Consider the following 23,181-nt stretch of genomic DNA (forward strand, 5'->3'; position numbering starts at 1 on the left):
GGAGTGAGAAAAATAGATTTTTTCCTGTTCAGATTATCTAATCTTTTTGCCTAATCCCCAACTTTTGCGTATGATCCGATAAAATGATGAAATTTTAATGATTGATAGAATAAAATAACTTAAATCAAATAAATACTTCTTTGCACTGGTAATCTCATTTGTTCTTGTAAGTAGTTTTGAAAGTATTGTTTTTAGACCGCAATACTATTTTAAATAGGTGCAAAATACGTTCTTAGGATTAAATTTGTTTTTGGAAATTTTAATTTTCTTGCCTTTAATATCTTAGTGGTATTTGTTATTAAGGGTTCTTTTTGGGGTTTATTCTCAAATAACTTTAATATTATTCAGTTAATTCAAATGTTTTAAACATTTGTAATTTTTACAAAACTACTTCCTGAAAGAGTCAGATCGAAAAAAATCAATCATTTTAAAAAACATCCTTCAAAAGAGGATGTTTTTTTATTTAACGTCTAATGTAAGTTTCATAGGTATAATCGTAAAGATGTTTTTCATCTCTAAAATTTTCTTCGGATTCAACTAGCTGCCAGTCGGTTTTATCAATTTCAGGGAAATACGCATCAGCATCAAAGCTGTGATGAACTTTGGTTATTTCAAGTATATCAGCATGCCTCATTCCTAAATTATAAATCTCACCTCCACCAATGATGTAAGAATCTTCATTTTCAGGGCAAACAGAAATCGCTTTTTCAATACTGTCTACAACAATGCAGCCTTCAGGATTATAATCCTTTTGACGTGTTATTACAACATGAACTCTGTTGGGTAATGGTTTCGGGAAGCTTTCAAAAGTTTTTCTTCCCATAATAATGTGATGATTGGTTGTAAGCGATTTGAATCTTTTGAAATCATTTGGCAAATGCCATACTAACTCATTATTTTTTCCAAGAGCATTATTTTCGGCAACAGCCGCTATCATTATAATCATGGTATTCTAAAACTAAATTTTATTATCGGTATTCTCATTTATTTTGGACTCTAACTGACTAATTCTTTTTTGCTGTAAAGCAACAAGTCTGTCAATTTGTTCTCTTTCCCATTTTTTATTCATAAATCTGTCCGTAATATAGATTTTGATAAAGTGTAAAATGAAGATGAAAAACCATATTGTAATGCCCCAAATACACCAGTTTTGATTTGTGTTAGCGCCAAAACCAAAAAATCTGTTTGCAATAAATAAAAATAAACTGCCTAAGAGAAAAAGTACAAAGTGAAAATATAGGATTTTCTTTTGCCTAAGTCTTCTTCGGGCGTATTCGTATTGTTCGTGCACTTCTTTTTCCATAAGACAATTAATGAATAATGAGGTTATAAAGTTAAAATTTATTTTGAATTCATGGTGTTTTTGATCGTATAATATTTATGTTCAAAGGAATGCTAAATGAGAAACACGAAATTATTTGCACTTTAAATTATTAATGTAGTTGAAAAAATATGCCGTTTTTGATATTATCATAAATCGATAAGTAGGTTGTTGAATGTTCAGCTGAATTTCTGTAATTTAGGTGTATAAATCTAAAAACTAAATAGTTATGTCTTTAAAGAAACAATTTATCAAAACAAAACCAGTGTGTAAAGTTACTTTTTCTGTAGAGGCTAAAGATGCAAATTCGGCTGCTGTAGTGGGAGATTTTAACAATTGGAATCCGGAAGAAGGTGCTTTAAGCAAGTTAAAAAACGGAACTTTTAAAGCAACTTATGACTTAGTAAAGGATGCTATTTATGAGTTTAAATATGTAATTGACGGATTATATGTGAATGATCCTGAAGCTGATTCTTATAAATGGAATGATTTTGCAGGAAGTGAAAATAGTGTTTTAGTTGTATAAAAAATCCGCTCATACAAGCGGATTTTTTTTATTTATACAGCAACACTTCCTTTTATGCCAGCATGTGGTTCATAATCTAAAAGCGTGAAGTCATTATAATCAAAATCAAAAATATTTTTGATATCCGGATTTAAAATCATTTTTGGTAATGGTTTTGGCTCGCGGCTTAATTGCAACTCCAATTGTTCGATATGATTGTTGTAAATATGTGCATCACCAAAAGTGTGAATAAATTCGCCTGCGTCTAAATCACAAACCTGAGCAATCATCATAGTTAACAATGCATAAGAAGCGATATTAAAAGGAACTCCTAAAAATATGTCAGCACTTCGTTGATACAATTGACAAGAAAGTTTGCCTTTTGTCTCGCCTTTTTCAATATCGGGACTCGAAACATAAAATTGAAAAAAGGCATGGCAAGGAGGTAAAGCTGCCTTGTTGTTTGCTACGTTTTCTTCGAATGATTTTTTTGTATCCGGCAGAACAGATGGGTTCCATGCAGAAACCAGCATTCTTCGGCTATTTGGATTTGTTTTCAGTTCGGTAATCAATTCAGAGATCTGATCAATTTCTTCGCTATTCCAATTACGCCATTGATGTCCGTAAACAGGGCCTAAGTCTCCATTTGAGTCTGCCCAGGCATCCCAAATTTTTACTCCATTATCCTGTAGGTATTTAATATTGGTATCACCTTTTAAAAACCAAAGCAATTCGTAAATGATAGATTTTAAGTGTAGTTTTTTGGTAGTAACCATTGGGAAACCTTCACTTAAATCAAAACGCATTTGGTAACCAAAAACACTTTTTGTTCCTGTTCCTGTTCGGTCTCCTTTTTGGCAACCGGTTTCTAAAACATGTTTTACTAAATCTAAGTATTGTTTCATAATTTGATTATTCGGTTATTCGTTGAACTGTTTAATCGATTAAACAATAAGAATTAACGTTTCGAGATTTCGTCTCTGATTTTAGCGGCTTTCTCATAATCTTCCTGAGAAACGGCCTGGTCTAAAAGTTCATTTAATTCCTGTAATGTATGTTTTGCATATACATCGCCAGATTGATTGCTTTCTTCTTCGTGACCAAAAGTTTCCGGATTAGAAAGTACGTCATCAATTTCCTGAGCACCAGAATCGGTGTCTGCAGTATTTGATTTTAAATAAATTCCGGCTTTATCCAGTATGTTTTTATAAGTGAAAATCGGAGCATTGAAACGCAAAGCAAGTGCAATTGCATCAGAAGTTCGGGCATCAATAATTTCTTCGATTTTGTCTCTTTCGCAGATTAAACTTGAATAGAAAACACCGTCTACCAATTTGTGAATGATTACTTGTTTTACAACAATATCAAATCTTTCAGCAAAGTTTTTAAATAAATCGTGTGTTAATGGGCGAGGAGGTTTTATTTCTTTTTCTAAGGCAATAGCAATCGATTGGGCTTCAAAAGCACCAATAACAATTGGTAATTTTCTTTCACCATCAACTTCATTCAAAATTAGGGCATAAGCGCCATTTTGAGTTTGACTGTATGAAATTCCTTTTATGGACAATTTTACTAGACTCATATATATGGGTAAAAAAGGGCAATTAATGCCTCATTTTAATACTTTTTTTGATTGAAAAATAAAGGTGCAATTTTAATCAAAAAATATGGAACAAAAAAGCTACCTAAAACAAAGATACGATTATCTTGTTTTTAGGCAGCTATATTTTGATAGAGAATTTTAAATTAAGAATGTTGTGCTTTAAAAGCTTTTAATTTCTCTGTTAATTTAGGTACAATTTCAAAAGCATCTCCAATAATACCATAATCAGCCACTTTAAAGAAGGGAGCTTCTGGATCACTGTTGATTACGACTTTTACTTTTGATGAGTTGATTCCGGCAATATGCTGAATCGCTCCAGAAATTCCAATGGCAATATATAAGTTTGTTGCTACCGGTTTTCCTGTTTGTCCAACGTGTTCGCTGTGAGGTCTCCATCCTAAATCTGAAACTGGTTTAGAGCATGCTGTTGCAGCGCCTAATACTGAAGCTAAATCTTCAACTAATCCCCAGTTTTCTGGTCCTTTCAAACCACGTCCGCCAGAAACTACGATGTCAGCATCAGCGATAGAAACTTTTCCGGTTACTTTTTCTACTGATTCTACTTTTACTCCAAAATCATTATCTCCAATTGATGGATTGAAATCTTCTTCAGTTGCAGATCCTGCGCTTTCGAAAATTCCGTAAGAGTTTTTAGCTAAACCAAGAACTTTTACATCTGTACTGATTTCAGTAATGTTGAAAGCTTTGTTTGAGAAAGCATTTCTTTTTACCTGAAAAGGTGAGGTGCTAACCGGCAATCCAACAACATTTGAAGCGAAACCTGCGTTTAGCGCAACTGCAACTAATGATGAAAGATAAATACTGTCTGTTGTAGAAGAAAGCAATACTAATTTTGTTCCTTCTTTCTCAGCAGCCTGTTTGATAACATCGGCGTAAGCCTTAGCTGTAAAACCTGCTAATTTATCGTTGTTTACTTTTAGTACTTTATCAACTCCGTACTTTGACAATTCGCTTACATCACTGATGTTTACAGTCAAAGCCGTTACAGTTGTTCCTAATGATTCTGCTACTTTCTTAGCGTAAGAAGCTAATTCAAAAGCAACTTTTTTAAATTTTCCTTCTGCAGATTCTGCATATATTAATATTGACATTTTTTTTTTGTTTAAAAGTTTAAAGTTTCAGGTTCCAAGTTCGAAAACGGAAACTGTGACTGAATACTGATTACTAGATTACTTTCGCTTCGTTGTGTAATAAGTTGATTAACTCATCTAAATTATCAGGAGAAACTAATTTCACTGCTGATTTAGGAGCTGGTTTTTCAAATTTCACCGCTTTAGTGTTAACCGGAGCGTCAACTGGTTCAAGAATAGTCAATGCTTTTGTTCTTGCTGTCATAATTCCTCTCATGTTTGGAATACGCAAATCTTTTTCTTCAACAAGACCTTTTTGTCCGCCGATAATTAATGGTAAAGTAGTGCTTACAGTTTCTTTTCCACCATCGATTTCACGAACTGCTTTTACATTAGTTCCTTCTACTGTTAATGAAGTACAAGAGTTTAAAAAGTTTGAACCTAAAATTCCTGCAATCATTCCAGGAACCATTCCACCATTGTAGTCTAAAGATTCTTTTCCCGCAATTACAAGATCATAACCACCATTTTTAATTACTTCTGCTAATTGTTTTGCAACAAAAAAACCATCAGTTGGATTAGCGTTTACGCGAATTGCTTCGTTTGCACCAATTGCCAATGCTTTACGTAAAGTTGGCTCTGTATCAGGTCCTCCAACATTAACAACAGTTACAGTTGCTCCTTGTTGCTCCTGAAACCAAATTGCACGTGTTAAACCAAACTCGTCATTAGGATTAATTACATATTGTACACCGTTGGTATCAAATTCTGAATCACCATTGGAAAAGTTAATTTTTGAAGTAGTATCAGGCACATGGCTGATGCAAACTAATATTTTCATAAGTATATATTTTATATTTATAATATGCTTTGACAAATTTAGAAATTAAAATTGGAATAATATACTATGCATGCATAATATTTTTTAAAAACTATTACGTTTTTGAAGATTATGGAATTTGAAAGTGCTTTTGTTAGAATTTGAAATTGAAAATTCAGTTATTGGCTCTGATTCTTAGGAATTTTGCAATGCTAATCCGGTAGAGAGCTGTTAAATTTGAAGTGCATGTGTACTAATTTTTGATTTGTTCCGTTTGAAGATAGAATTCGCTGAAATCAGAATTAAACAAATAAGATGGTGTTTGTCTGAAAAATGGGTTTATGGGTGGAATAATCACAATTATATCGATTTCGTAAATATCACGATAAAATTTTAAACGTTAAAAGCGAAAGAAGAGGGCGAAGTTCGTGTGATTTTAAATTCAATTTATGCTTTTAAGTTATTTAAAATATTTATTTTTGCTCTTCAGAAAATTCAACATACAATATAAATATGAGAACAATACAATTTAGAGAGGCCATTTGTGAAGCGATGAGCGAAGAAATGCGTCACGATGAATCCATATATTTAATGGGCGAAGAAGTTGCAGAATATAACGGAGCTTACAAAGCTTCAAAAGGAATGCTTGCTGAGTTTGGTGAAAAAAGAGTAATCGATACTCCAATTGCTGAGCTTGGTTTTACAGGAATTGCAGTAGGATCAGCTATGAACGGTTGTCGTCCTATCGTAGAGTATATGACTTTCAACTTCTGTTTAGTTGGTATTGATCAAATTATAAATAATGCTGCTAAAATGCGTCAAATGACTGGTGGACAATTTAATGTGCCAATCGTTTTTCGTGGACCAACTGCTTCTGCAGGTCAATTAGGGGCAACTCACTCTCAAGCTTTAGAAAACTGGTTTGCTAATACTCCTGGTCTTAAAGTTGTAGTTCCTTCTACACCTTATGATGCAAAAGGACTTTTGAAATCTGCAATTCGTGATAATGATCCTGTAATTTTTATGGAATCTGAGCAAATGTATGGTGATAAGGGTGAAGTGCCAGACGGAGAATACACAATTCCATTAGGAGTTGCTGATGTTAAACGTGAAGGTACAGATGTTACTATCGTTTCTTTTGGAAAAATTATCAAGGAGGCTTTTATTGCTGCTGATGAATTAGCTAAAGAAGGAATTTCATGTGAGATTATCGATTTAAGAACAGTTCGTCCAATGGACAATGAAGCGATTCTAAAATCAGTTAAGAAAACAAATCGTTTGGTAATTTTAGAAGAAGCTTGGCCATTTGCAAGTATTTCATCTGAAATCACTTATATCGTTCAGGAACAGGCTTTCGATTTTCTTGATGCGCCAATTCAACGTATTACAACTGCGGATACTCCTGCTCCTTACTCTCCTGTTTTACTAAAAGACTGGTTGCCAAATGCAGCTGATGTCGTAAAAGCAGTAAAGAAAGTAATGTACAAATAATCAAATAAACAATACTTATAAAACTTCATCAGTCATATTAATTGATGAAGTTTTTTTTTTGCCAGATGATGAAGAAAATAATTTTACTCAGCCTGTTTTTTGTATTTGCACTCGCGAATATTGCTACTGCACAAACTAAAGTGAGCGGAATTGTTTTGGATAAATTGAATCAGCCTGTTCCGTTTGCTAATATTGTTTTTAAGGGTTCAAATACCGGAATAGTTTCAAATGAAGATGGCCGTTTTTATTTAGAGTCGCCAAAAACGTACACGGCATTGTTAGTTACTTCTGCAGGATTTTCAGATAAAGAAATTCCTTTGGAAAAAACAGTTAATTATAATTTTAAAATTGTTTTAAGCGAAGCTGAAGCATTAAACGAAGTTGTAATTTTTACAGGAAAAACATCAAAAAAGAATAACCCGGCACTAGATATTTTGAGAAAAATTTGGGAACGAAAACGTAAAAACGGTCTGTACCAATTCAATCAGTATCAAATGCAGAAGTACGAAAAAATCGAGTTTGATATGAACACGATTGACAGTGCTTTCATGAAAAATAAGCTCTTTAAAGGAATGGAGTTTGTTTTTAATCATGTGGATACTTCTGATGTTACAGGAAAAACATACCTGCCAATTTTTATCAATGAATCTGTGTATGATGTATACGGTGACAATAAATTAAAGAAAACAAAAGAAAATATTGCCGGAAGTAAAACTTCTGGTTTCAATGGAAATCAACAGATTCTATCTTTTGTAAAAGATCTTTATTCAGATTATAATATTTACGATAATCATCTTACTTTTTTTGATAAAAGTTTTACAAGTCCACTTTCAAAAACAGGAATTGACGTTTACAATTATGTCTTAAAAGACAGTGCTTATATCGATAAAAAATGGTGTTATAATATTGTTTTTTATCCAAGACGAAAAAACGAATTAACATTTAAAGGAGATTTTTGGGTAAACGATACCACTTTTGCTATTAAGAAAATTAATATGGGCGTTACTAAAAGCGCTAATATTAACTGGGTAAAAGATATTTATATAGAACAGGAATTTGATGTAGAAAATGACTCTGTTTTTCTGTTGACACGCGATTATATGATGTCTGATTTTGCTTTGAATAAAAAGGAAAAATCCAAAGGCGTTTATGGAAAACGAACGACCTTATATCGAAATCATAAATTCAATATTCAAAAACCCGAGAAGTTTTATAAAGAAGAGGTTAATTATATTGACAATGAGGTTTATGATAGACCGGACGAGTTTTGGGAAGAGAACCGCTTTGAGAAATTAAATAAAGACGAATTGGGTATTTATAAAATGCTCGATACTTTGCAGACTGTCAAACGATTTAAACAAATATACAATCTGGTTTCCATTTTAGGAAGTGGTTACGTCGAGTTTAAAAATTTTGACTTTGGACCTATTTTCTCCACATTTGGCTACAATGAAGTCGAAGGATTAAGGATTCGAGCGGGAGGAAGAACTTATTTTGGACCAAATGACCCTTGGCGTATACAGGCGTACACCGCATATGGTTTTGATGATAATAAATTCAAATATGGTGTTTCAGGAAAATGGATGCTTGATAAGAAAAAACGATTTATTATTTCTGGAGGAAACAGGCGTGACATTGAACAAATTGGTGCGAGCTTAACTACAACAAATGATATTTTAGGACGAAGTTTTGCTTCTTCGGCGTTTTTCACAACAGGAAGTAACGGAAAGCTGACCAATATTAATTTGAGTAACATTTCGGTTGAAATGGAACCGATGAAGAATTTTGTTGTGCAGGCAGGGCTTTCTTATAGAACTTTAGAATCTGCTTCGCCTACTTTTAGTTTAGATTATTATACCACTTTGCCAAGCCCTTCAAATCCTGCAGGAGTTGTAGCAAGTGCGGTAACACAATCTGAAGCTAATATTCAGTTTGAGTTTATGCCAAACCGAAAAACTATTGGTTTTGGAGTAGAGCGTGATCTTGTCGATAGTCCATTTAGTCATTTCTTTGTTAACTTTAGTTATGGTTTAAAAGGTGTTTTTAATAGTGATTTTGCTTATGAAAAAATACAGATTTACTATAAGCAACCTATTATAATCGGGCCTTTAGGAAGATCTAATATTATTTTAGAAACAGGTAAGACTTTTGGAACAATTCCGTTAGGATTAATGAGTGTTATTCCGGGTAACCAGACTTATTTCACCATTGAAAATACGTTTAGTAACTTGAATTTCTACGAATTCATAACAGATCAGTATACGACCTTACAATGGAATCATGATTTTGGAGGAAGATTATTTGCCAGAATCCCATTTATGAGAAAATTAAATTGGAGAGAATTTGTTGGTGTAAAAGGAGTTTACGGAACCATATCAGCTGCAAACAGAGCCATCAATGCTTCTGATCAGCCTTATAATGCACCGGAAAATGTATATTGGGAATACAATGCGGGGATAGGGAATATCTTTAAGGTTTTCCGAATTGATTTCTCCTGGAGAGGTAGTTATTTAAATGCTCCGGATGCTAATAAATTTGCAGTAAAAGGATCTTTTGGGTTCTATTTCTAAAAATAAAAATTATTGCCACAAAGACGCCAAGTCGCTAAGTTTACTTCTTTGCAACTTGGCGTTTTTCTGTATATAATAGTATTTCACGCAGATTATTTAGATTTAAGCTGATCTGCGCAGATTTTATATTTTCGGTTTAAAGAAATAAATCTGCTGAATCTGCAAAATCTGCGAGCAAAAAAACTTCGCAACTTTAAAAGATTATTTTTTATTTTGAAATAGACTAAGAACTACAGTAATGCAAGAAGCCATCGATTTTCTATCAACCAAAAATCCAATATTTCAGGAAATTATTGAGAAATATGGTTTACCTCCAATTCCGAAACGTCCTCAGGGTTTTGAAACTTTGGTGTTGCTAATACTCGAACAACAAGTTTCTATTGATTCGGCGAAAGCCACATTTTTAAAAATTAAAGCCTATACAACTTGTAATCCTGAAACCATGGCGATTTTGCCAGATGAAGAATTTCGAGCTTTGGGTGTAAGTCGCCAAAAAACAAAATACATTAAAATCCTTGCTGAAGCAGTTTTAAATAAGGAATTAGATATTGAAAGTCTGGCTTCAAAATCGGCAAAAGAAGTCAGGGAAGAACTTATTAAGTTAAAAGGAATCGGAAATTGGACTATCGATATTTACTTAATGTTCTGTCTTCAGGAACCAGATTTGATTCCGCTAGGCGATATTGCAGTTGTGAATACGATCAAGGAATTATTGGATATTCACGACAAAAACGAAATGGAAATCCATGCTGAACAATGGAGCCCCTATCGATCTTATGCGACCTATTTACTGTGGCATTATTATTTAAATAAACGAAACAGAAAAATTACATATTAACTGTTTGTTATTTAACAGAAAAGTATGTAGATTAATGCAGTTTTTTATTGTAAAAAAGGATTCTTTAGTTACTTTTGCAATCGAATTTATAGAAATAATAAAAAACGAAAATGACCGCAGACAAACTAACGACTTTCGATGTATTGATCGAAATACCAAGAGGAAGCAGAAATAAATATGAGTACGATTTTGAAATCAAAAGAATGCGTTTTGACAGAATGTTATTCTCTTCAATGATGTACCCTGCTGATTACGGATTTATTCCTGAAACTTTAGCTCTTGATGGTGATCCTCTTGATGTATTGGTTTTGATCAATGAACCTACTTTCCCTGGATGTGTTATTGAAGTAAAGCCAATTGGTGTTTTCCACATGGCAGATGATAAAGGACCGGACGAAAAAATTATTTGTGTACCAGTTTCAGATCCAATCTGGAATTCATTAAATGATTTATCTGATATTAATGGACACTTATTGAAAGAAATCGAGCATTTCTTCCAGGTTTACAAAGATCTTGAAAACAAGCAAGTAGATGTTGAAGGTTGGGGAGACGTAAACGAAGCATTTGCAATTATTGCTGAGTGTACTAAGCGTTTTGATGATATCGAAAACAAACCAGAGGGATTATTTAGCATTAAATAATTTTTACCCTATTCTATTATAAAAAAAGCAATACTCCGTTAGGAGTATTGCTTTTTTGTTTAAATTCGTTTTAGTTAGTTTATTGACTATTAACCAAAACCATTACTATATTATGAATGCATTTATGATTTACTTGCCAATTGTCATGGCAATTTTAGGATTACTTTTCATGGGAATAAAAAGGACTTGGGTTTTAAAACAAGATGCGGGAGACGGTAAAATGAAAGAAATTTCAGATCACATTTATGAAGGAGCCCTCGCATTTTTAAAAGCTGAATATCGATTGTTAACTTTTTTTGTAATTGGTGCCAGTTTAGTATTAGCCGGAATTTCTTTCATCGTTCCTACCACACATATATTAATAGTAGTTGCTTTTATTTTTGGTGCATTTTTCTCTGCTTTGGCTGGAAATATGGGAATGAAAATAGCAACAAAAACGAATGTTAGAACAACGCAGGCTGCGCGTACAAGTTTGCCTCAGGCTTTGAAAGTTTCTTTTGGAGGCGGAACCGTAATGGGGTTAGGAGTTGCTGGTCTTGCTGTTTTAGGATTGACAGGTTTTTTTATTGTTTTCTTTCAGATATTCATGAATGGAGCCTGGACATCATCTGAGGATATGACTAAGGTTTTAGAGACTTTGGCAGGATTTTCACTTGGTGCAGAATCAATCGCTTTGTTTGCCAGAGTTGGAGGTGGAATTTATACTAAAGCTGCTGACGTTGGTGCCGATTTAGTAGGTAAAGTAGAAGCTGGAATCCCGGAAGATGATCCTCGTAATCCTGCTACAATCGCAGATAACGTAGGAGATAATGTGGGAGACGTTGCAGGTATGGGAGCCGATTTATTTGGTTCGTATGTGGCAACAGTTTTGGCTGCAATGGTTTTAGGGAATTATGTTATCAAAGATATGGGCGGTTCTATTCAGGATGCTTTTGGAGGAATTGGTCCAATCTTACTTCCAATGGCAATTGCCGGTTTTGGAATTTTATTTTCGATTATCGGAACTATGTTAGTGAAAATCTCTGATGATAATGCCAAAGAAGCACAAGTACAAAAAGCATTAAATATAGGAAACTGGGTTTCAATTGCTTTAACTGCAATTGCCTGTTTCTTCTTAGTACAACATATGTTACCGGAGACAATGCAAATGAGCTTCTTTGGAGAAGGTTCTAAAGATATTTCATCAATGCGTGTTTTTTATGCCACTTTGGTTGGATTAGTAGTTGGTGGAGCCATTTCATCAGTAACAGAATATTATACTGGACTAGGCACAAAACCAGTAATGGCAATTGTACAAAAATCATCTACAGGAGCAGGAACTAACGTAATTGCCGGTTTGGCGACAGGTATGGTTTCTACTTTTCCAACCGTTTTATTATTTGCAGCGGCAATCTGGATTTCTTATGCTTTGGCAGGATTTTATGGAGTTGCATTAGCAGCTTCGGCAATGATGGCGACTACAGCAATGCAGTTAGCAATTGATGCTTTCGGACCAATCTCAGATAATGCTGGAGGAATTGCAGAAATGAGTGAATTACCAAAAGAAGTACGTACAAGAACAGATATTTTAGATTCAGTAGGAAACACTACAGCAGCAACAGGAAAAGGTTTTGCAATTGCATCTGCAGCATTAACTTCATTAGCTTTGTTTGCCGCTTATGTAACATTTACAGGAATTGATGGAATCAATATTTTTAAAGCACCAGTTTTAGCTATGTTATTTGTCGGAGGAATGATTCCGGTAGTATTCTCAGCTTTGGCAATGAATTCTGTTGGAAAAGCAGCGATGGATATGGTGTACGAAGTACGTCGTCAGTTTAAGGAAATTCCAGGAATCATGGAAGGAACCGGAAAACCGGAGTATGGAAAATGTGTTGAAATCTCTACAAAAGCTGCTTTACGCGAAATGATGCTACCTGGAATTTTGACAATTGGTTTCCCGATTGCAATTGTGTTGTTAGGTAAATTAGTTTATGGAGATAACAATCAGTTAATTGCTGAAATGTTAGGAGGGTATATGGCAGGAGTTACTGTTTCTGGAGTGCTTTGGGCAGTTTTTCAAAACAATGCCGGAGGTGCTTGGGACAATGCTAAAAAATCTTTTGAAGCTGGAGTTATGATTAACGGCGAAATGACTTATAAAGGTTCTGATGCACATAAAGCTGCTGTAACCGGAGATACAGTTGGAGATCCGTTTAAAGATACTTCTGGTCCATCAATGAATATCTTGATTAAATTGACCTGTTTAATAGGTCTTGTAATTGCTCCAATATTAGGAGAAGGGCATTCTTCATCAACTATGACTGAAAAAGCATCATGCTGTAAAAAGGAAATTTCAGTAACTGGTGTTTCTAAATGTGGAGATTTATCAGGAATGACAAAAGAAGAATGTATTAAAATGTGCAAAGAAAAAGGATGTACTGCTGAAGAAACAGCAAAATGTTTAGCGCATTATGACACAAATGGAAAGTATGCTAACCAAAGAACAGATTGTTTTGATACAACTAAATACAGCAAAAATAAAGTTGAAGTTAATTTGTCAACTACGAACGGTGTTACAGTTGGAACGGTAACAAAAACTGAAAACGGAAAAACAACAACTGAAGTTTACGAAGGAACTGAAGCGGAGGTTAAAGCAAAGATTGAAGCTGCGAAATAATATAGACTGATGACCTTTGTCAAAGTTTTAAACTTTGACAAAGGTTTTGAAACAAAAAATGCCTCTAAAATTTTTAGAGGCATTTTTTTATTAGTGCAAATCCGTGGAATTTGTGTTTTTAAAACAACCCGTTTAATTCAGCATCAATACGGTTTATGATGTTTCCTAAATCTTCTGGATTGTCTACGAAGTTAATGTTGTCAACATCTATAATCAAAAGTTTTCCTTTGTTATAAGTCTGAATCCAGGCTTCATATCTTTCATTCAGTCGGCTTAGGTAATCAATCGAAATTGAATTCTCGTATTCGCGTCCGCGTTTATGAATTTGCCCTACTAAATTAGGAATAGAACTTCTTAAGTAAATTAATAAATCAGGAGCTTTTACTAAGGATTCCATCAATTCAAATAATGAAGTGTAATTTTCGAAATCACGACTCGTCATTAATCCCATAGAATACAAGTTGGGAGCAAAAATATAGGCATCCTCATAAATTGTTCTATCCTGAATGATTTTTTTTCCGCTTTCGCGAATTTGCTGCACCTGACGAAACCTGCTGTTTAAGAAATAAATCTGCAAATTAAATGACCAACGCTCCATTTGGTGATAAAAATCATCTAGATAAGGATTATCAACAACATCTTCATAATGGGGTTCCCATTTAAAATGTTTGGCCAATAATTTAGTCAAAGTTGTTTTTCCAGCGCCTATGTTTCCTGCTATTGCTATGTGCATTACGGTGTTACGATTTTATAATTGGTGATTTCTTTAGTTGTAAAAATAGATAAAATTTGGTCTTTGTAACAGAATTTATCAAAGCTTTTTTGTAAAATTTCAATTTCATAAACGGTATCTGAATTTGTGCTGCTAATGTCTTTAAAATACAACAAATTAGCTTTGCTGAAAATATATTGATGATCGTTTAAAATTTCAATCTTATCAAAGTCCACAACTTTTCCTAAGGCCCTGGTTTTTCCAAAAATATCACAAGAGAACCAATTGTTTTTTTTATCAATCCAAAAAAAGGTATTAAAGTCAGTCTGATAATATTTTATGCCGTCTGTTAAAGGGGTAGAAACTGTTTTGTATTCATTTCTTAAATAATCAAAAAGACCAATTTGTTGATTCAGGGTGTTGAAAATCCATAATTGATTTTGAGTTGACATGCCAATTGCAGGTACAACAATGGGCGTGTTGTTTTGTGAAAAATTAATTTCGGTCATTTTGTTTAATTGATTATCCAATAAAACCACCGTATTAAAATCTTCATAGAATAAAACTATTTTGAGTGGATTAAGGATATCGACTTTGGTAATATTTCCTAATGAAACATTTTTATACTCAAATATCTCATTCCCTTTAAATTTTTTAAATACATTATTTTTTATATGATAAGAAAATCCAAAAGAATCATAACCCAAAAAGTCATCAATATCAGATGTAAAGTTTGAAATTAAAGAAGCCTTTATTTTTTGATTTTGCGCAGAAACGGCAGAAAATGAACAAGCGATAAAAAGTGGTATTAAAATTTTGCGTACAGTCTTGTTCATAAGAAATGGGTTTCAAAGAAGCCAAATTACAAAAAAGTATAGTATGAAATAGAGTAAATAGCATTTTTAGTTTGATTTAGTCTTTAAACCTTTCATAATTACAACAATCTAATTAACAGTTGATTTCGTCGATAGGTTATACGTATTGATATATTTAATTTTTAGTATTTTAAAATTAATAATACATTTGAGAGTAAGTTCCCATGATGAACTCAATTTAAAAGAAAATCCAATGAAAAAAATATTTATATGTATGTCTTTGATGCTTGTGTTTACTCAAATGCGTGCACAAAAAGACTTTCAGGGAATGGCTGTTTATGAGTCAAAAACGCAAGCACCTAAAATGGAAGGAATGCGTGCAAACCGCGATATTACGCCTGAAATGCAGAAAAACATGGAAGAGCGAATGAAAAAAATGCTGGAGAAAACGTTTATTTTAAATTTCGATAAATCGGCCTCCATTTACAAAGAAGAAGAAAAGTTAGAAACTCCGGGGCAACAAGGTGGAGGAATGCGTATTATGATGAACTCTTTTATGGGTGGTGGAGGCACTTTTTATAAAGATGTGAAGAGCAAATCGTATACGGTTGATAAAGAGTTTATGGGAAAAGAGTTTCTGGTTATAGATTCTCTTCCAAAATTAAATTGGAAAATGGAATCGGAAACCAAGCAAATTGGTGGATACACTTGTTATAAAGCAACAGCAGTAAAAGAAGCCAGTAAAACAGACTTTAGAAATTTAAGGCCTAAAGATGGAGAAGACAAAAAGCCTGAAGATAAAAAAGAAGATACCAAGAAAACTTCGGGAGAAACAAAAACTAATTTTGCAGACAATTTTGAAATTCCAAAAGAGATTATTATAACTGCGTGGTATTCTCCAGAGATCCCAATAAACCAAGGTCCCGAAAACTATTGGGGTTTGCCTGGTTTAATTCTCGAAGTAAATGATGGAAGAACTACCATTTTATGTTCGAAGATTGTTTTAAATGCTAAAGACAAAGTCGAAATAAAAGCACCTACAAAAGGCAAAGTGATCTCTCAGAAAGATTACGATGAAACTGTAATTAAAAAAATGGAAGAATTTAGAGAAATGAACCGTGGTCGCGAAGGTGGTCCTGGTGCTGGCCCAGTAATGATCAGACGATAATTTTAAGCAAATCATCTTTAGATTTTTCCCATGAAAAATATACTTCTCTCCGTTATTTTATTAATGACGTCTATAACCTTTGCCCAAACGGTACGGTTTGATGGTTTTATTCAGGACGAACAGAAAAACCCTTTGGAAATGGCCAATATAATGGCCGTAAACAACGGAACAAAAGCAATGGATTCGTACGGAATTACCAATGATAAAGGAAAATTTCAGCTTACTTTAAAGTCAAATACTGTCTATACGGTTAAGGTAAGTTATCTCGGAATGAAATCTAAAGAAATTTCAATCTCAACTAATAGTGAAAACATTGTTCAGAATATTGTCATGGATGGCTCGGGAATTGAACTTGAAGGTGTCGAAATTGTTCGTGAAATGCCAGTTTCAATAAAAGGAGATACGATTGTGTATAATGCAGATTCGTTTAAATCCGGAACAGAAAAAAAGCTGGAAGATGTGTTGAAAAAATTACCGGGAGTTGAGGTAAATGCCGATGGAGAAATTGAAGTTGAAGGAAAAAAAGTCAGCAAATTAATGGTTGAAGGAAAAGATTTTTTTGACGGTGATACCAAACTGGGTGTTAAAAATATTCCTGCTGATGCAATTGATAAAATTCAGGTTTTGAGAAATTACAATGAAGTTGGTGCTTTAAAAGGTCTAGAAAATGATCAGGATAATGTGGCCATGAATATTAAACTGAAAGAAGGTAAAAAGAACTTTTGGTTTGGTGATGCAACGGCCGGAATTGGGGTTGCAGAACTAGATAGTCGCTATATTATTAATCCGAAATTATTTTATTACAGCCCAAAATATTCGATCAATTTAATTACCAATTTTAATAATATTGGAGAATTGCCTTTGACAGCCCAGGATTATTTTAAGTTCACAGGTGGATTTAAAAATATGATGAAAAAGGGTGGGAGCAATTTTAATGTTTCATCAAATGATTTAGGAATTTCTATTTTAAGAAACAATCGGGCTAAGGAAATAGAAACGAAGTTTGGCGCAACCAATTTTGCTTATTCCGTTACAAAAGTTTGGAATATTAGTGGTTTCGGAATACTTTCTGCGTCAAAAACAGATTTAGAAACCAAATCTCAAACTACGATTTTAGATTCAGGTGATCAGCAAAAAAGAGATGAGTTAACGCATCAAAAGAATAATTTGGGTCTTTTTAAATTGAGTTCGACCTATAAGCCAAACGATAAATTTCAGTTTGATTATGATATCCTAACCAAATTATCTAAACAAGACGAAGACACTGAATTGTTGCGTGAATCAATTGTAAATGATATTTCTTCTGTTGAAACGATTTTTACAAATAAAAAACAAAATCCGACTTCAATAAACCAAAATTTGAGTTTGTATTATACACAAAGCGATAAAAATATTTTTGCTTTTGAAATGCAACATTTGTATCAGGACGAAAATCCGTTTTATAATGCCAATTTACGTTCGCAGCCTTTTGATTTATCAGGATATACTGAGGGACAGCAAAGAAATGATTTGAATCAGGATCGTTTTGTAAAAACCAATAAACTCGATGCGAAACTGGATTACTATTATATGGTGACACCAAAAAGCAACATCAATATTACTTTAGGAAATACCTATTCGTATCAGGATTTCAACTCTCATATTTTTCAGATGCTGGATAATGGTGATCGAAATGATTTAAATGATTCTCAAAATAACAATCAGGTAAAGTATAATTTTAATGATACTTTTTTAGGTTTTCACTATAAGATCTTATCAGGGAAATTTACATTGACACCGGGAGTAAGTTTGCATTCGTACTCGATGACAAACACGCAATTAGGAACAGATTATTCTCAAAACTTCACAAAAGTATTACCTGATTTTTTCGCCTTATATCAAATCAAAAAATCAGAAACACTGACTTATAATTTTTCTTTGTCAAATGATTTTACAGATATTAATCAGTTGGCAGCAGGGTATGTTTTATCCGATTACAGCAGTTTGTTTAGAGGAGATCGAACTTTAGAAAATGCCACTTCTCAAGTTCATTCGCTGCGTTATTTCAAATACAATATGTTCAATTTTGAGAATATTTTTGCTAATGCCACTTATACTAAAAAAGTAGATGCCATTAAAACCAAAGCCGATTTTGATGGAATTAATCAATCATCAGTGCCTTACAATTCTAATTTGGCAGATGAAACTTTTTCAGGGATGGGGAGTTACGGACGCTCTTTTTTAAAGAATTACAAAGCATCAGTAGTTGCAAGTTTCAATTGGTCAAAATTTAATAACATTCAGAATAATGTGCTGGCCACCACAGAAAGTTTTACTCAAAGTTATACTGTAAGAGCTTCGACAAACTATAAAAACTTTCCGAATTTAGAAGTAGGTTACAACGCATTAATCAATCAATATAGTGGTTCAACCTACTATACAGACAAACCTTTTGCAAGATTAGATTATTACTTCTGGAACAGCTTCTCATTTGTTTCAGAATATGAATTCTATCATTATTATAATTCGGACAAAACAGTTGATAACGAATATGATTTTTTAAGTGCTAGTTTGATTTATCAGAAAAAAGACAGTAAGTGGGAATATAAAGTCTCTGGTACCAACTTATTAAATACTACATTTCTCAATGATGATAGCTTCTCACAGTTCTCTACACGTGTTTCGCAATACACAGTGCAGCCTCGTTACATTATCTTTTCGGTGAAATATAATTTATAGTATTTTAATTACAAAACTTCTTTTTTGTGATTTGTTTAATGGGGAATGCGATATCTTTGCACGCAATATTAATAACCAAAATTGTAAGCATGCGTAATTTTATCTGGAGTTTCTCAGTGTTTTTTTGTGCACTATATTCTTCTTTCTCTCAAACAAAAAGTATTGAAAAAGGAACCTATCTTTCAACAAATAAAGGGCAAAAAATTAAGTTGAATTTATTAGATGATAATAAGTATGAATTGGTTTTTTATTCAGGCGATTATGAAATTAAAGGCGATTCACTATTGTTTTCGCAGAAGATAAAGTCGGAAAATGCTTTTGATGTTGCTTTTGCAACTGATAATAAAGCACAGAAGATTAAAATTAAATTTTTAGATCCTTCTTATTATTCTTTCTACATAGGAACTCAAAATTCAAATGATCCCGTTCAGTATCAAAAAATAACTGATATCAGAACGAAGGTTGATCCGGAATGGACTCAGACCAATTTAGATTTTGAAATAGATAAAGCAGACTATTTGTATTTGGTTTATGAAGATTACAATGGTGAAAGTAAATTGTCAAAATTTGCTCTGCCAAAAGATGTTTCTGAAGTGACAGTTAATTACCAACTGGCAGCTTTAGACGATTTAAATATTGCCGGATTCTTTGATAAAAAAACAAAAGAGTTGAAAATTTCCGAGCAAAAAGGAAAAAATCCATTGGTTTTTTTAAATGAAAAAGACACACCTCAAGCCTCAGTTTCTAAGGTTGTTCCGGTTGAAAATCAAACTATTTCAAACTGGACTTATCCTGGAAAAGAAGCATTGATAAGTGATGATTTTGGTTCGGATGGTGCAGTGGTTGATAGTGCTGCCGTTGTTGTAGATGCCTATGCTCCTCCCGTACCTCCTAAGAGTGATTTTAAATTGAAAATTGAAAGCAATTTAAAAAATGCTATTTCATCAACTAAAAATAAACTTTTGGTTGTGTATGTCAATAGTAAAAATCCGGCGGTGAAATCTGATTTTGATACTTTCGTAAAAGATCAGGAAGCGCAGCTTGGATATACTATGTATGATGGATATAATGCTGAATATGATCTTTTTAATTATTATTTGGCTTCCGCCGAAGATAAAAAATGGTTGAAAACCAATAAAATAACAGATAATCCAAGTATAATTGTATTAAATGAAAACGGAGATATTTTAGCAACTTCAAAAGCTAAGTTGTCTGAGAAACAACCTCAATTCAATTATTATGACGGATTTTATAAAAAAGCTCAGCGAGTAAATGCTTTGCTTTCTTTTGATAAAGTAATTAAAAATAAAAAAACAAAGGATGCAGATTTGATTATGGCTTTTAATAAAGCGGCTGTTCTCGAAATGCCTTACGATTATGATTATGCTGAAACAAGTACAGAAAATCCTGAAGATTTTAAACTTGCCAAAGTGACGCTGGATAAAAAAACAGTTTCTCAAAACTGGAAAAAAGTAATTGAAGCGCATCAAAAAGATGCAAAACCAAACCTGTATTTGGTAGAAACAATTCTGAAAGAAATTAAAAATCAAGGATTTTATAAGCAATTTTTTAATGAAGATAAAGTGTTGACAGATACTGATTTCCTATCCATTGATTATTTGGTAAAACATGCTGATGCAATTGAAGCGCAAAGAGTAGCTTTTAATGAAAAAGAAGGAGAAAAGCATTTAGTAGGTAATGTGATTGCTGAGATTACTTCGGCATTACAACAAAATACCTATATAGAAGCTGATGGCGTTCCTGCGGAAGCAAATAAAGACAAGACCATATCAGTTTATAAAAAGATAATTGGTTCGGGAAAAGGAAACTTTGAATCTTACCGCAATTATTTTGCCTATTTGGGTGAAGCAGAAGATAAGGATGGTTCGAATACAAGTTATTTAAAAGAGTTTAGCAGTTATTTCAATGCCAATTTAGCAATTGATAAAGGAAGTGCGATTGAACAATTAGATGAAATGTATGCGACTTTAGACCCAATTTCTGATTACTCCTATAACGGTTGGAATGCATTTAAAGAATACCATTCAAACTTATGTAATTCCGCTGCATGGACAGTAGTTTTAAAACCGGGTAATGCTAACTTTTTAAAATCTGCAATCGGTTGGTCTGAATATAGTTTGGCGGTAACCAAAAACAATCCTTATTATCTAGATACTTTGGCCCAACTGTATTATAAGGATGGACAAAAACAAAAAGCTGTCGAAACTCAAACATTAGCTGTGAAATATTTAAGTGCTGAGGTAGAAGTGGAAACAGCAGATGAAATACGTGAGACCCTAACAAAGATGCAGGACGGAAGATATTAAGAAATACTCTAAAGCAAAAAAAAGAGGCTGTCTAATTATTTAGACAGCCTCTTTTTGTATATAAAGTTTCAGATTAATTACAATCCGAAAGCAGCTTTTACTTTGTCAACGAAATCAAGTTTTTCCCAAGTGAACAACTCAACAGTAACTGTTTTTTCGTTTCCTCCCGGAGCAGAAAAAGTTTTAGTTACTACTTCTGGTTTACGTCCCATGTGTCCGTAAGCAGCAGTTTCGCTATAAATAGGATTTCTTAATTTCAAACGTTGTTCGATAAAGTAAGGACGCATATCAAAAATAGCTTCTACTTTTTTAGCGATTTCACCGTTAGTTAAGTTTACTTTAGAAGTTCCGTAAGTATCAATAAAAATACCCATTGGTTCAGCAACTCCAATTGCATAAGAAACCTGTACAAGGATTTCGTCAGCAACACCTGCAGCAACTAAGTTTTTAGCGATATGACGAGTAGCATAAGCAGCACTTCTGTCTACTTTACTTGGATCTTTTCCAGAGAAAGCACCACCACCGTGAGCTCCTTTTCCACCGTAAGTATCAACAATGATTTTTCTTCCTGTTAAACCAGTATCTCCGTGAGGTCCTCCAATAACGAATTTTCCTGTTGGGTTAATGTGGTAGTTGATTTTATCATTAAATAAATGCGCGTGAGCTGGATTTTTAGCGATAATCCTTGGAATCAGGATTTCGATAATATCTTTTTTGATTTTAGCCAACATTGTAGCCTCTTCATCAAAATCATCGTGTTGAGTTGAGATTACAATCGCATCAATACGAGTTGGTTTGTTATCGTCGCTATATTCTAAAGTTACCTGAGATTTAGCATCTGGACGTAAATAAGTGATTTCTTTATTTTCACGTCTTAAAATAGCTAACTCCTGCAATAATTTATGAGATAAATCAAGTGCCAATGGCATGAAGTTTTCAGTTTCGTTAGTTGCGTAACCAAACATCATTCCCTGGTCACCTGCACCTTGTTCTTCTGGCTTAGCTCTGTCTACACCTTGATTGATATCAGCAGATTGTTCGTGAATTGCTGATAAAATTCCACAAGAATTTGCTTCAAACATGTACTCGCTTTTAGTATATCCAATTTTACGGATTACTTCACGGGCAATTTGTTGCACATCAAGGTAAGTATTCGATTTTACTTCACCAGCCAAAATTACCTGACCAGTTGTAACTAAAGTTTCACATGCTACTTTTGAGTCAGCATCAAATGCCAAGAAGTTATCAATTAATGCATCCGAAATTTGATCTGCAACTTTGTCTGGATGCCCTTCACTAACAGATTCTGACGTAAATAAATAAGCCATAATAATTTATTAAATTAAAATTAAGTGAGGAAAAAAATTGCTTAAAAAGGGCTAAAGGAGAAAGTCTGCTTTAGCATTTTTTACTGCCGAAATTTATCTTTCAGCATTCATAACGAACCGTTTCATTATGAAGAGGTTGCAATCAGTTCAAATTTTTCCTCTGTATTCGGGTGCAAAAGTACAAAACCATTTTGATTTGCAAATTAAAGTTCAACTTTTTTTACTTTTATAAGCAGAAATTTAACATAAACATACTAAATTGATAGGGTAATGGAAATTATTTTGCAATTTGTTTGGCTGATTAAAAAATAGTTCGCACATTTGCAGCATCAAAATAAAAGAAAAAATGAAATTAACAGTTTGCAATATGTCATGTATGATGCCGGAGCCTTCCGCAGAGACACTATTGTAGTTTATTTTCAAACCTATATATAGACCTCTGCGTAACTGCAGAGGTTTTTTTTTGTTCGAAAGTGAAATGAAAACCAAAATTTTATGGATCATACGCAAAAGTTGGGGATTAGGCAAAAAGATTAGATAATCTGAACAGGAAAAAATCTATTTTTCTCACTCC

18 protein-coding genes are annotated in these 23,181 nt (G+C 33.3%); 9 read left to right on the plus strand and 9 right to left on the minus strand.

What is annotated here, in order from left to right; genetic code table 11:
* Window positions 1-463: 463 nt before the first annotated feature.
* Complete coding sequence (locus Q7C23_RS22935) at window positions 464-946, minus strand: dihydrofolate reductase (RefSeq protein ID WP_375034681.1); 483 nt, start codon at window positions 944-946, stop codon at window positions 464-466.
* A gap of 12 nt (window positions 947-958) precedes the next feature.
* Window positions 959-1,303 (minus strand): 2TM domain-containing protein, encoded by a 345-nt coding sequence (locus Q7C23_RS22940; RefSeq protein ID WP_375034682.1) that lies wholly within the window; start codon window positions 1,301-1,303, stop codon window positions 959-961.
* Between the two features lie 247 nt (window positions 1,304-1,550).
* Between Q7C23_RS22940 and Q7C23_RS22945 the strand changes: the two genes are divergently transcribed.
* Window positions 1,551-1,847 carry an isoamylase early set domain-containing protein gene (locus Q7C23_RS22945; RefSeq protein WP_026983875.1) on the plus strand — a complete coding sequence of 99 codons (297 nt, stop codon included), beginning with the start codon at window positions 1,551-1,553 and terminating at the stop codon, window positions 1,845-1,847.
* Window positions 1,848-1,879: 32 nt separating this feature from the next.
* On the opposite strand, the gene Q7C23_RS22950 is transcribed toward Q7C23_RS22945, so the two are convergent.
* The 4 genes from Q7C23_RS22950 to Q7C23_RS22965 form a co-directional block, all read right to left on the minus strand.
* Window positions 1,880-2,731 (minus strand): thymidylate synthase, encoded by an 852-nt coding sequence (locus tag Q7C23_RS22950; RefSeq protein ID WP_194658136.1) that lies wholly within the window; start codon window positions 2,729-2,731, stop codon window positions 1,880-1,882.
* A 53-nt stretch (window positions 2,732-2,784) separates the two neighbouring features.
* Window positions 2,785-3,408, minus strand: a complete 624-nt coding sequence (locus tag Q7C23_RS22955; protein WP_056190192.1) for a bifunctional nuclease family protein — start codon at window positions 3,406-3,408, stop codon at window positions 2,785-2,787.
* Window positions 3,409-3,572: 164 nt separating this feature from the next.
* Window positions 3,573-4,541: an electron transfer flavoprotein subunit alpha/FixB family protein gene (locus Q7C23_RS22960; protein WP_375034683.1), complete on the minus strand. Its 969-nt coding sequence runs from the start codon at window positions 4,539-4,541 to the stop codon at window positions 3,573-3,575.
* Window positions 4,542-4,614: 73 nt separating this feature from the next.
* A complete protein-coding gene (locus tag Q7C23_RS22965) occupies window positions 4,615-5,361 on the minus strand; it encodes an electron transfer flavoprotein subunit beta/FixA family protein (RefSeq protein ID WP_375034684.1) in 747 nt (248 codons plus the stop codon).
* Window positions 5,362-5,853: 492 nt separating this feature from the next.
* Between Q7C23_RS22965 and Q7C23_RS22970 the strand changes: the two genes are divergently transcribed.
* The 5 genes from Q7C23_RS22970 to Q7C23_RS22990 all read left to right on the plus strand — a co-directional run bounded on the left by Q7C23_RS22970 (window position 5,854) and on the right by Q7C23_RS22990 (window position 13,539).
* Window positions 5,854-6,831, plus strand: a complete 978-nt coding sequence (locus tag Q7C23_RS22970; RefSeq protein WP_026983869.1) for a pyruvate dehydrogenase complex E1 component subunit beta — start codon at window positions 5,854-5,856, stop codon at window positions 6,829-6,831.
* A gap of 68 nt (window positions 6,832-6,899) precedes the next feature.
* A complete protein-coding gene (locus tag Q7C23_RS22975) occupies window positions 6,900-9,401 on the plus strand; it encodes a DUF5686 family protein (protein WP_375034692.1) in 2,502 nt (833 codons plus the stop codon).
* A 238-nt stretch (window positions 9,402-9,639) separates the two neighbouring features.
* A complete protein-coding gene (locus Q7C23_RS22980; protein ID WP_375034685.1) occupies window positions 9,640-10,239 on the plus strand; it encodes a DNA-3-methyladenine glycosylase family protein in 600 nt (199 codons plus the stop codon).
* A gap of 110 nt (window positions 10,240-10,349) precedes the next feature.
* Complete coding sequence (locus Q7C23_RS22985; protein WP_065449271.1) at window positions 10,350-10,880, plus strand: inorganic diphosphatase; 531 nt, start codon at window positions 10,350-10,352, stop codon at window positions 10,878-10,880.
* Between the two features lie 112 nt (window positions 10,881-10,992).
* Complete coding sequence (locus Q7C23_RS22990) at window positions 10,993-13,539, plus strand: sodium-translocating pyrophosphatase (RefSeq protein WP_375034686.1); 2,547 nt, start codon at window positions 10,993-10,995, stop codon at window positions 13,537-13,539.
* Window positions 13,540-13,657: 118 nt separating this feature from the next.
* Here Q7C23_RS22990 and Q7C23_RS22995 read toward each other — a convergent pair whose 3' ends face one another.
* Together Q7C23_RS22995 and Q7C23_RS23000 are read right to left on the minus strand one after the other, a co-directional pair.
* Window positions 13,658-14,272 (minus strand): deoxynucleoside kinase, encoded by a 615-nt coding sequence (locus tag Q7C23_RS22995; RefSeq protein WP_072970398.1) that lies wholly within the window; start codon window positions 14,270-14,272, stop codon window positions 13,658-13,660.
* On the minus strand, window positions 14,272-15,087 hold the full coding sequence (locus tag Q7C23_RS23000; protein ID WP_375034687.1) for a hypothetical protein: 816 nt from the start codon (window positions 15,085-15,087) through the stop codon (window positions 14,272-14,274). Before Q7C23_RS23000 ends, Q7C23_RS22995 begins: the two co-directional genes overlap by 1 nt.
* Window positions 15,088-15,319: 232 nt before the next feature.
* On the opposite strand from Q7C23_RS23000, the gene Q7C23_RS23005 reads away from it, so the two are divergent.
* The 3 genes from Q7C23_RS23005 to Q7C23_RS23015 all read left to right on the plus strand — a co-directional run bounded on the left by Q7C23_RS23005 (window position 15,320) and on the right by Q7C23_RS23015 (window position 21,279).
* Window positions 15,320-16,234 (plus strand): GLPGLI family protein, encoded by a 915-nt coding sequence (locus Q7C23_RS23005; protein ID WP_375034688.1) that lies wholly within the window; start codon window positions 15,320-15,322, stop codon window positions 16,232-16,234.
* Window positions 16,235-16,264: 30 nt separating this feature from the next.
* The gene (locus Q7C23_RS23010) at window positions 16,265-18,952 is read left to right on the plus strand and encodes a carboxypeptidase-like regulatory domain-containing protein (RefSeq protein ID WP_375034689.1); all 2,688 of its coding nucleotides are present in this window, start codon (window positions 16,265-16,267) and stop codon (window positions 18,950-18,952) included.
* 89 nt (window positions 18,953-19,041) lie between these two features.
* Window positions 19,042-21,279 (plus strand): hypothetical protein, encoded by a 2,238-nt coding sequence (locus tag Q7C23_RS23015; RefSeq protein ID WP_375034690.1) that lies wholly within the window; start codon window positions 19,042-19,044, stop codon window positions 21,277-21,279.
* Between the two features lie 77 nt (window positions 21,280-21,356).
* On the opposite strand, the gene metK is transcribed toward Q7C23_RS23015, so the two are convergent.
* Window positions 21,357-22,607, minus strand: coding sequence for a methionine adenosyltransferase (metK, locus tag Q7C23_RS23020; RefSeq protein ID WP_375034691.1), 1,251 nt, complete (start codon window positions 22,605-22,607; stop codon window positions 21,357-21,359).
* Between the last annotated feature and the right edge of the window lie 574 nt (window positions 22,608-23,181).

Source organism: Flavobacterium sp. LAR06, assembly GCF_041946075.1.
In the GTDB taxonomy this organism is placed as follows: domain Bacteria; phylum Bacteroidota; class Bacteroidia; order Flavobacteriales; family Flavobacteriaceae; genus Flavobacterium.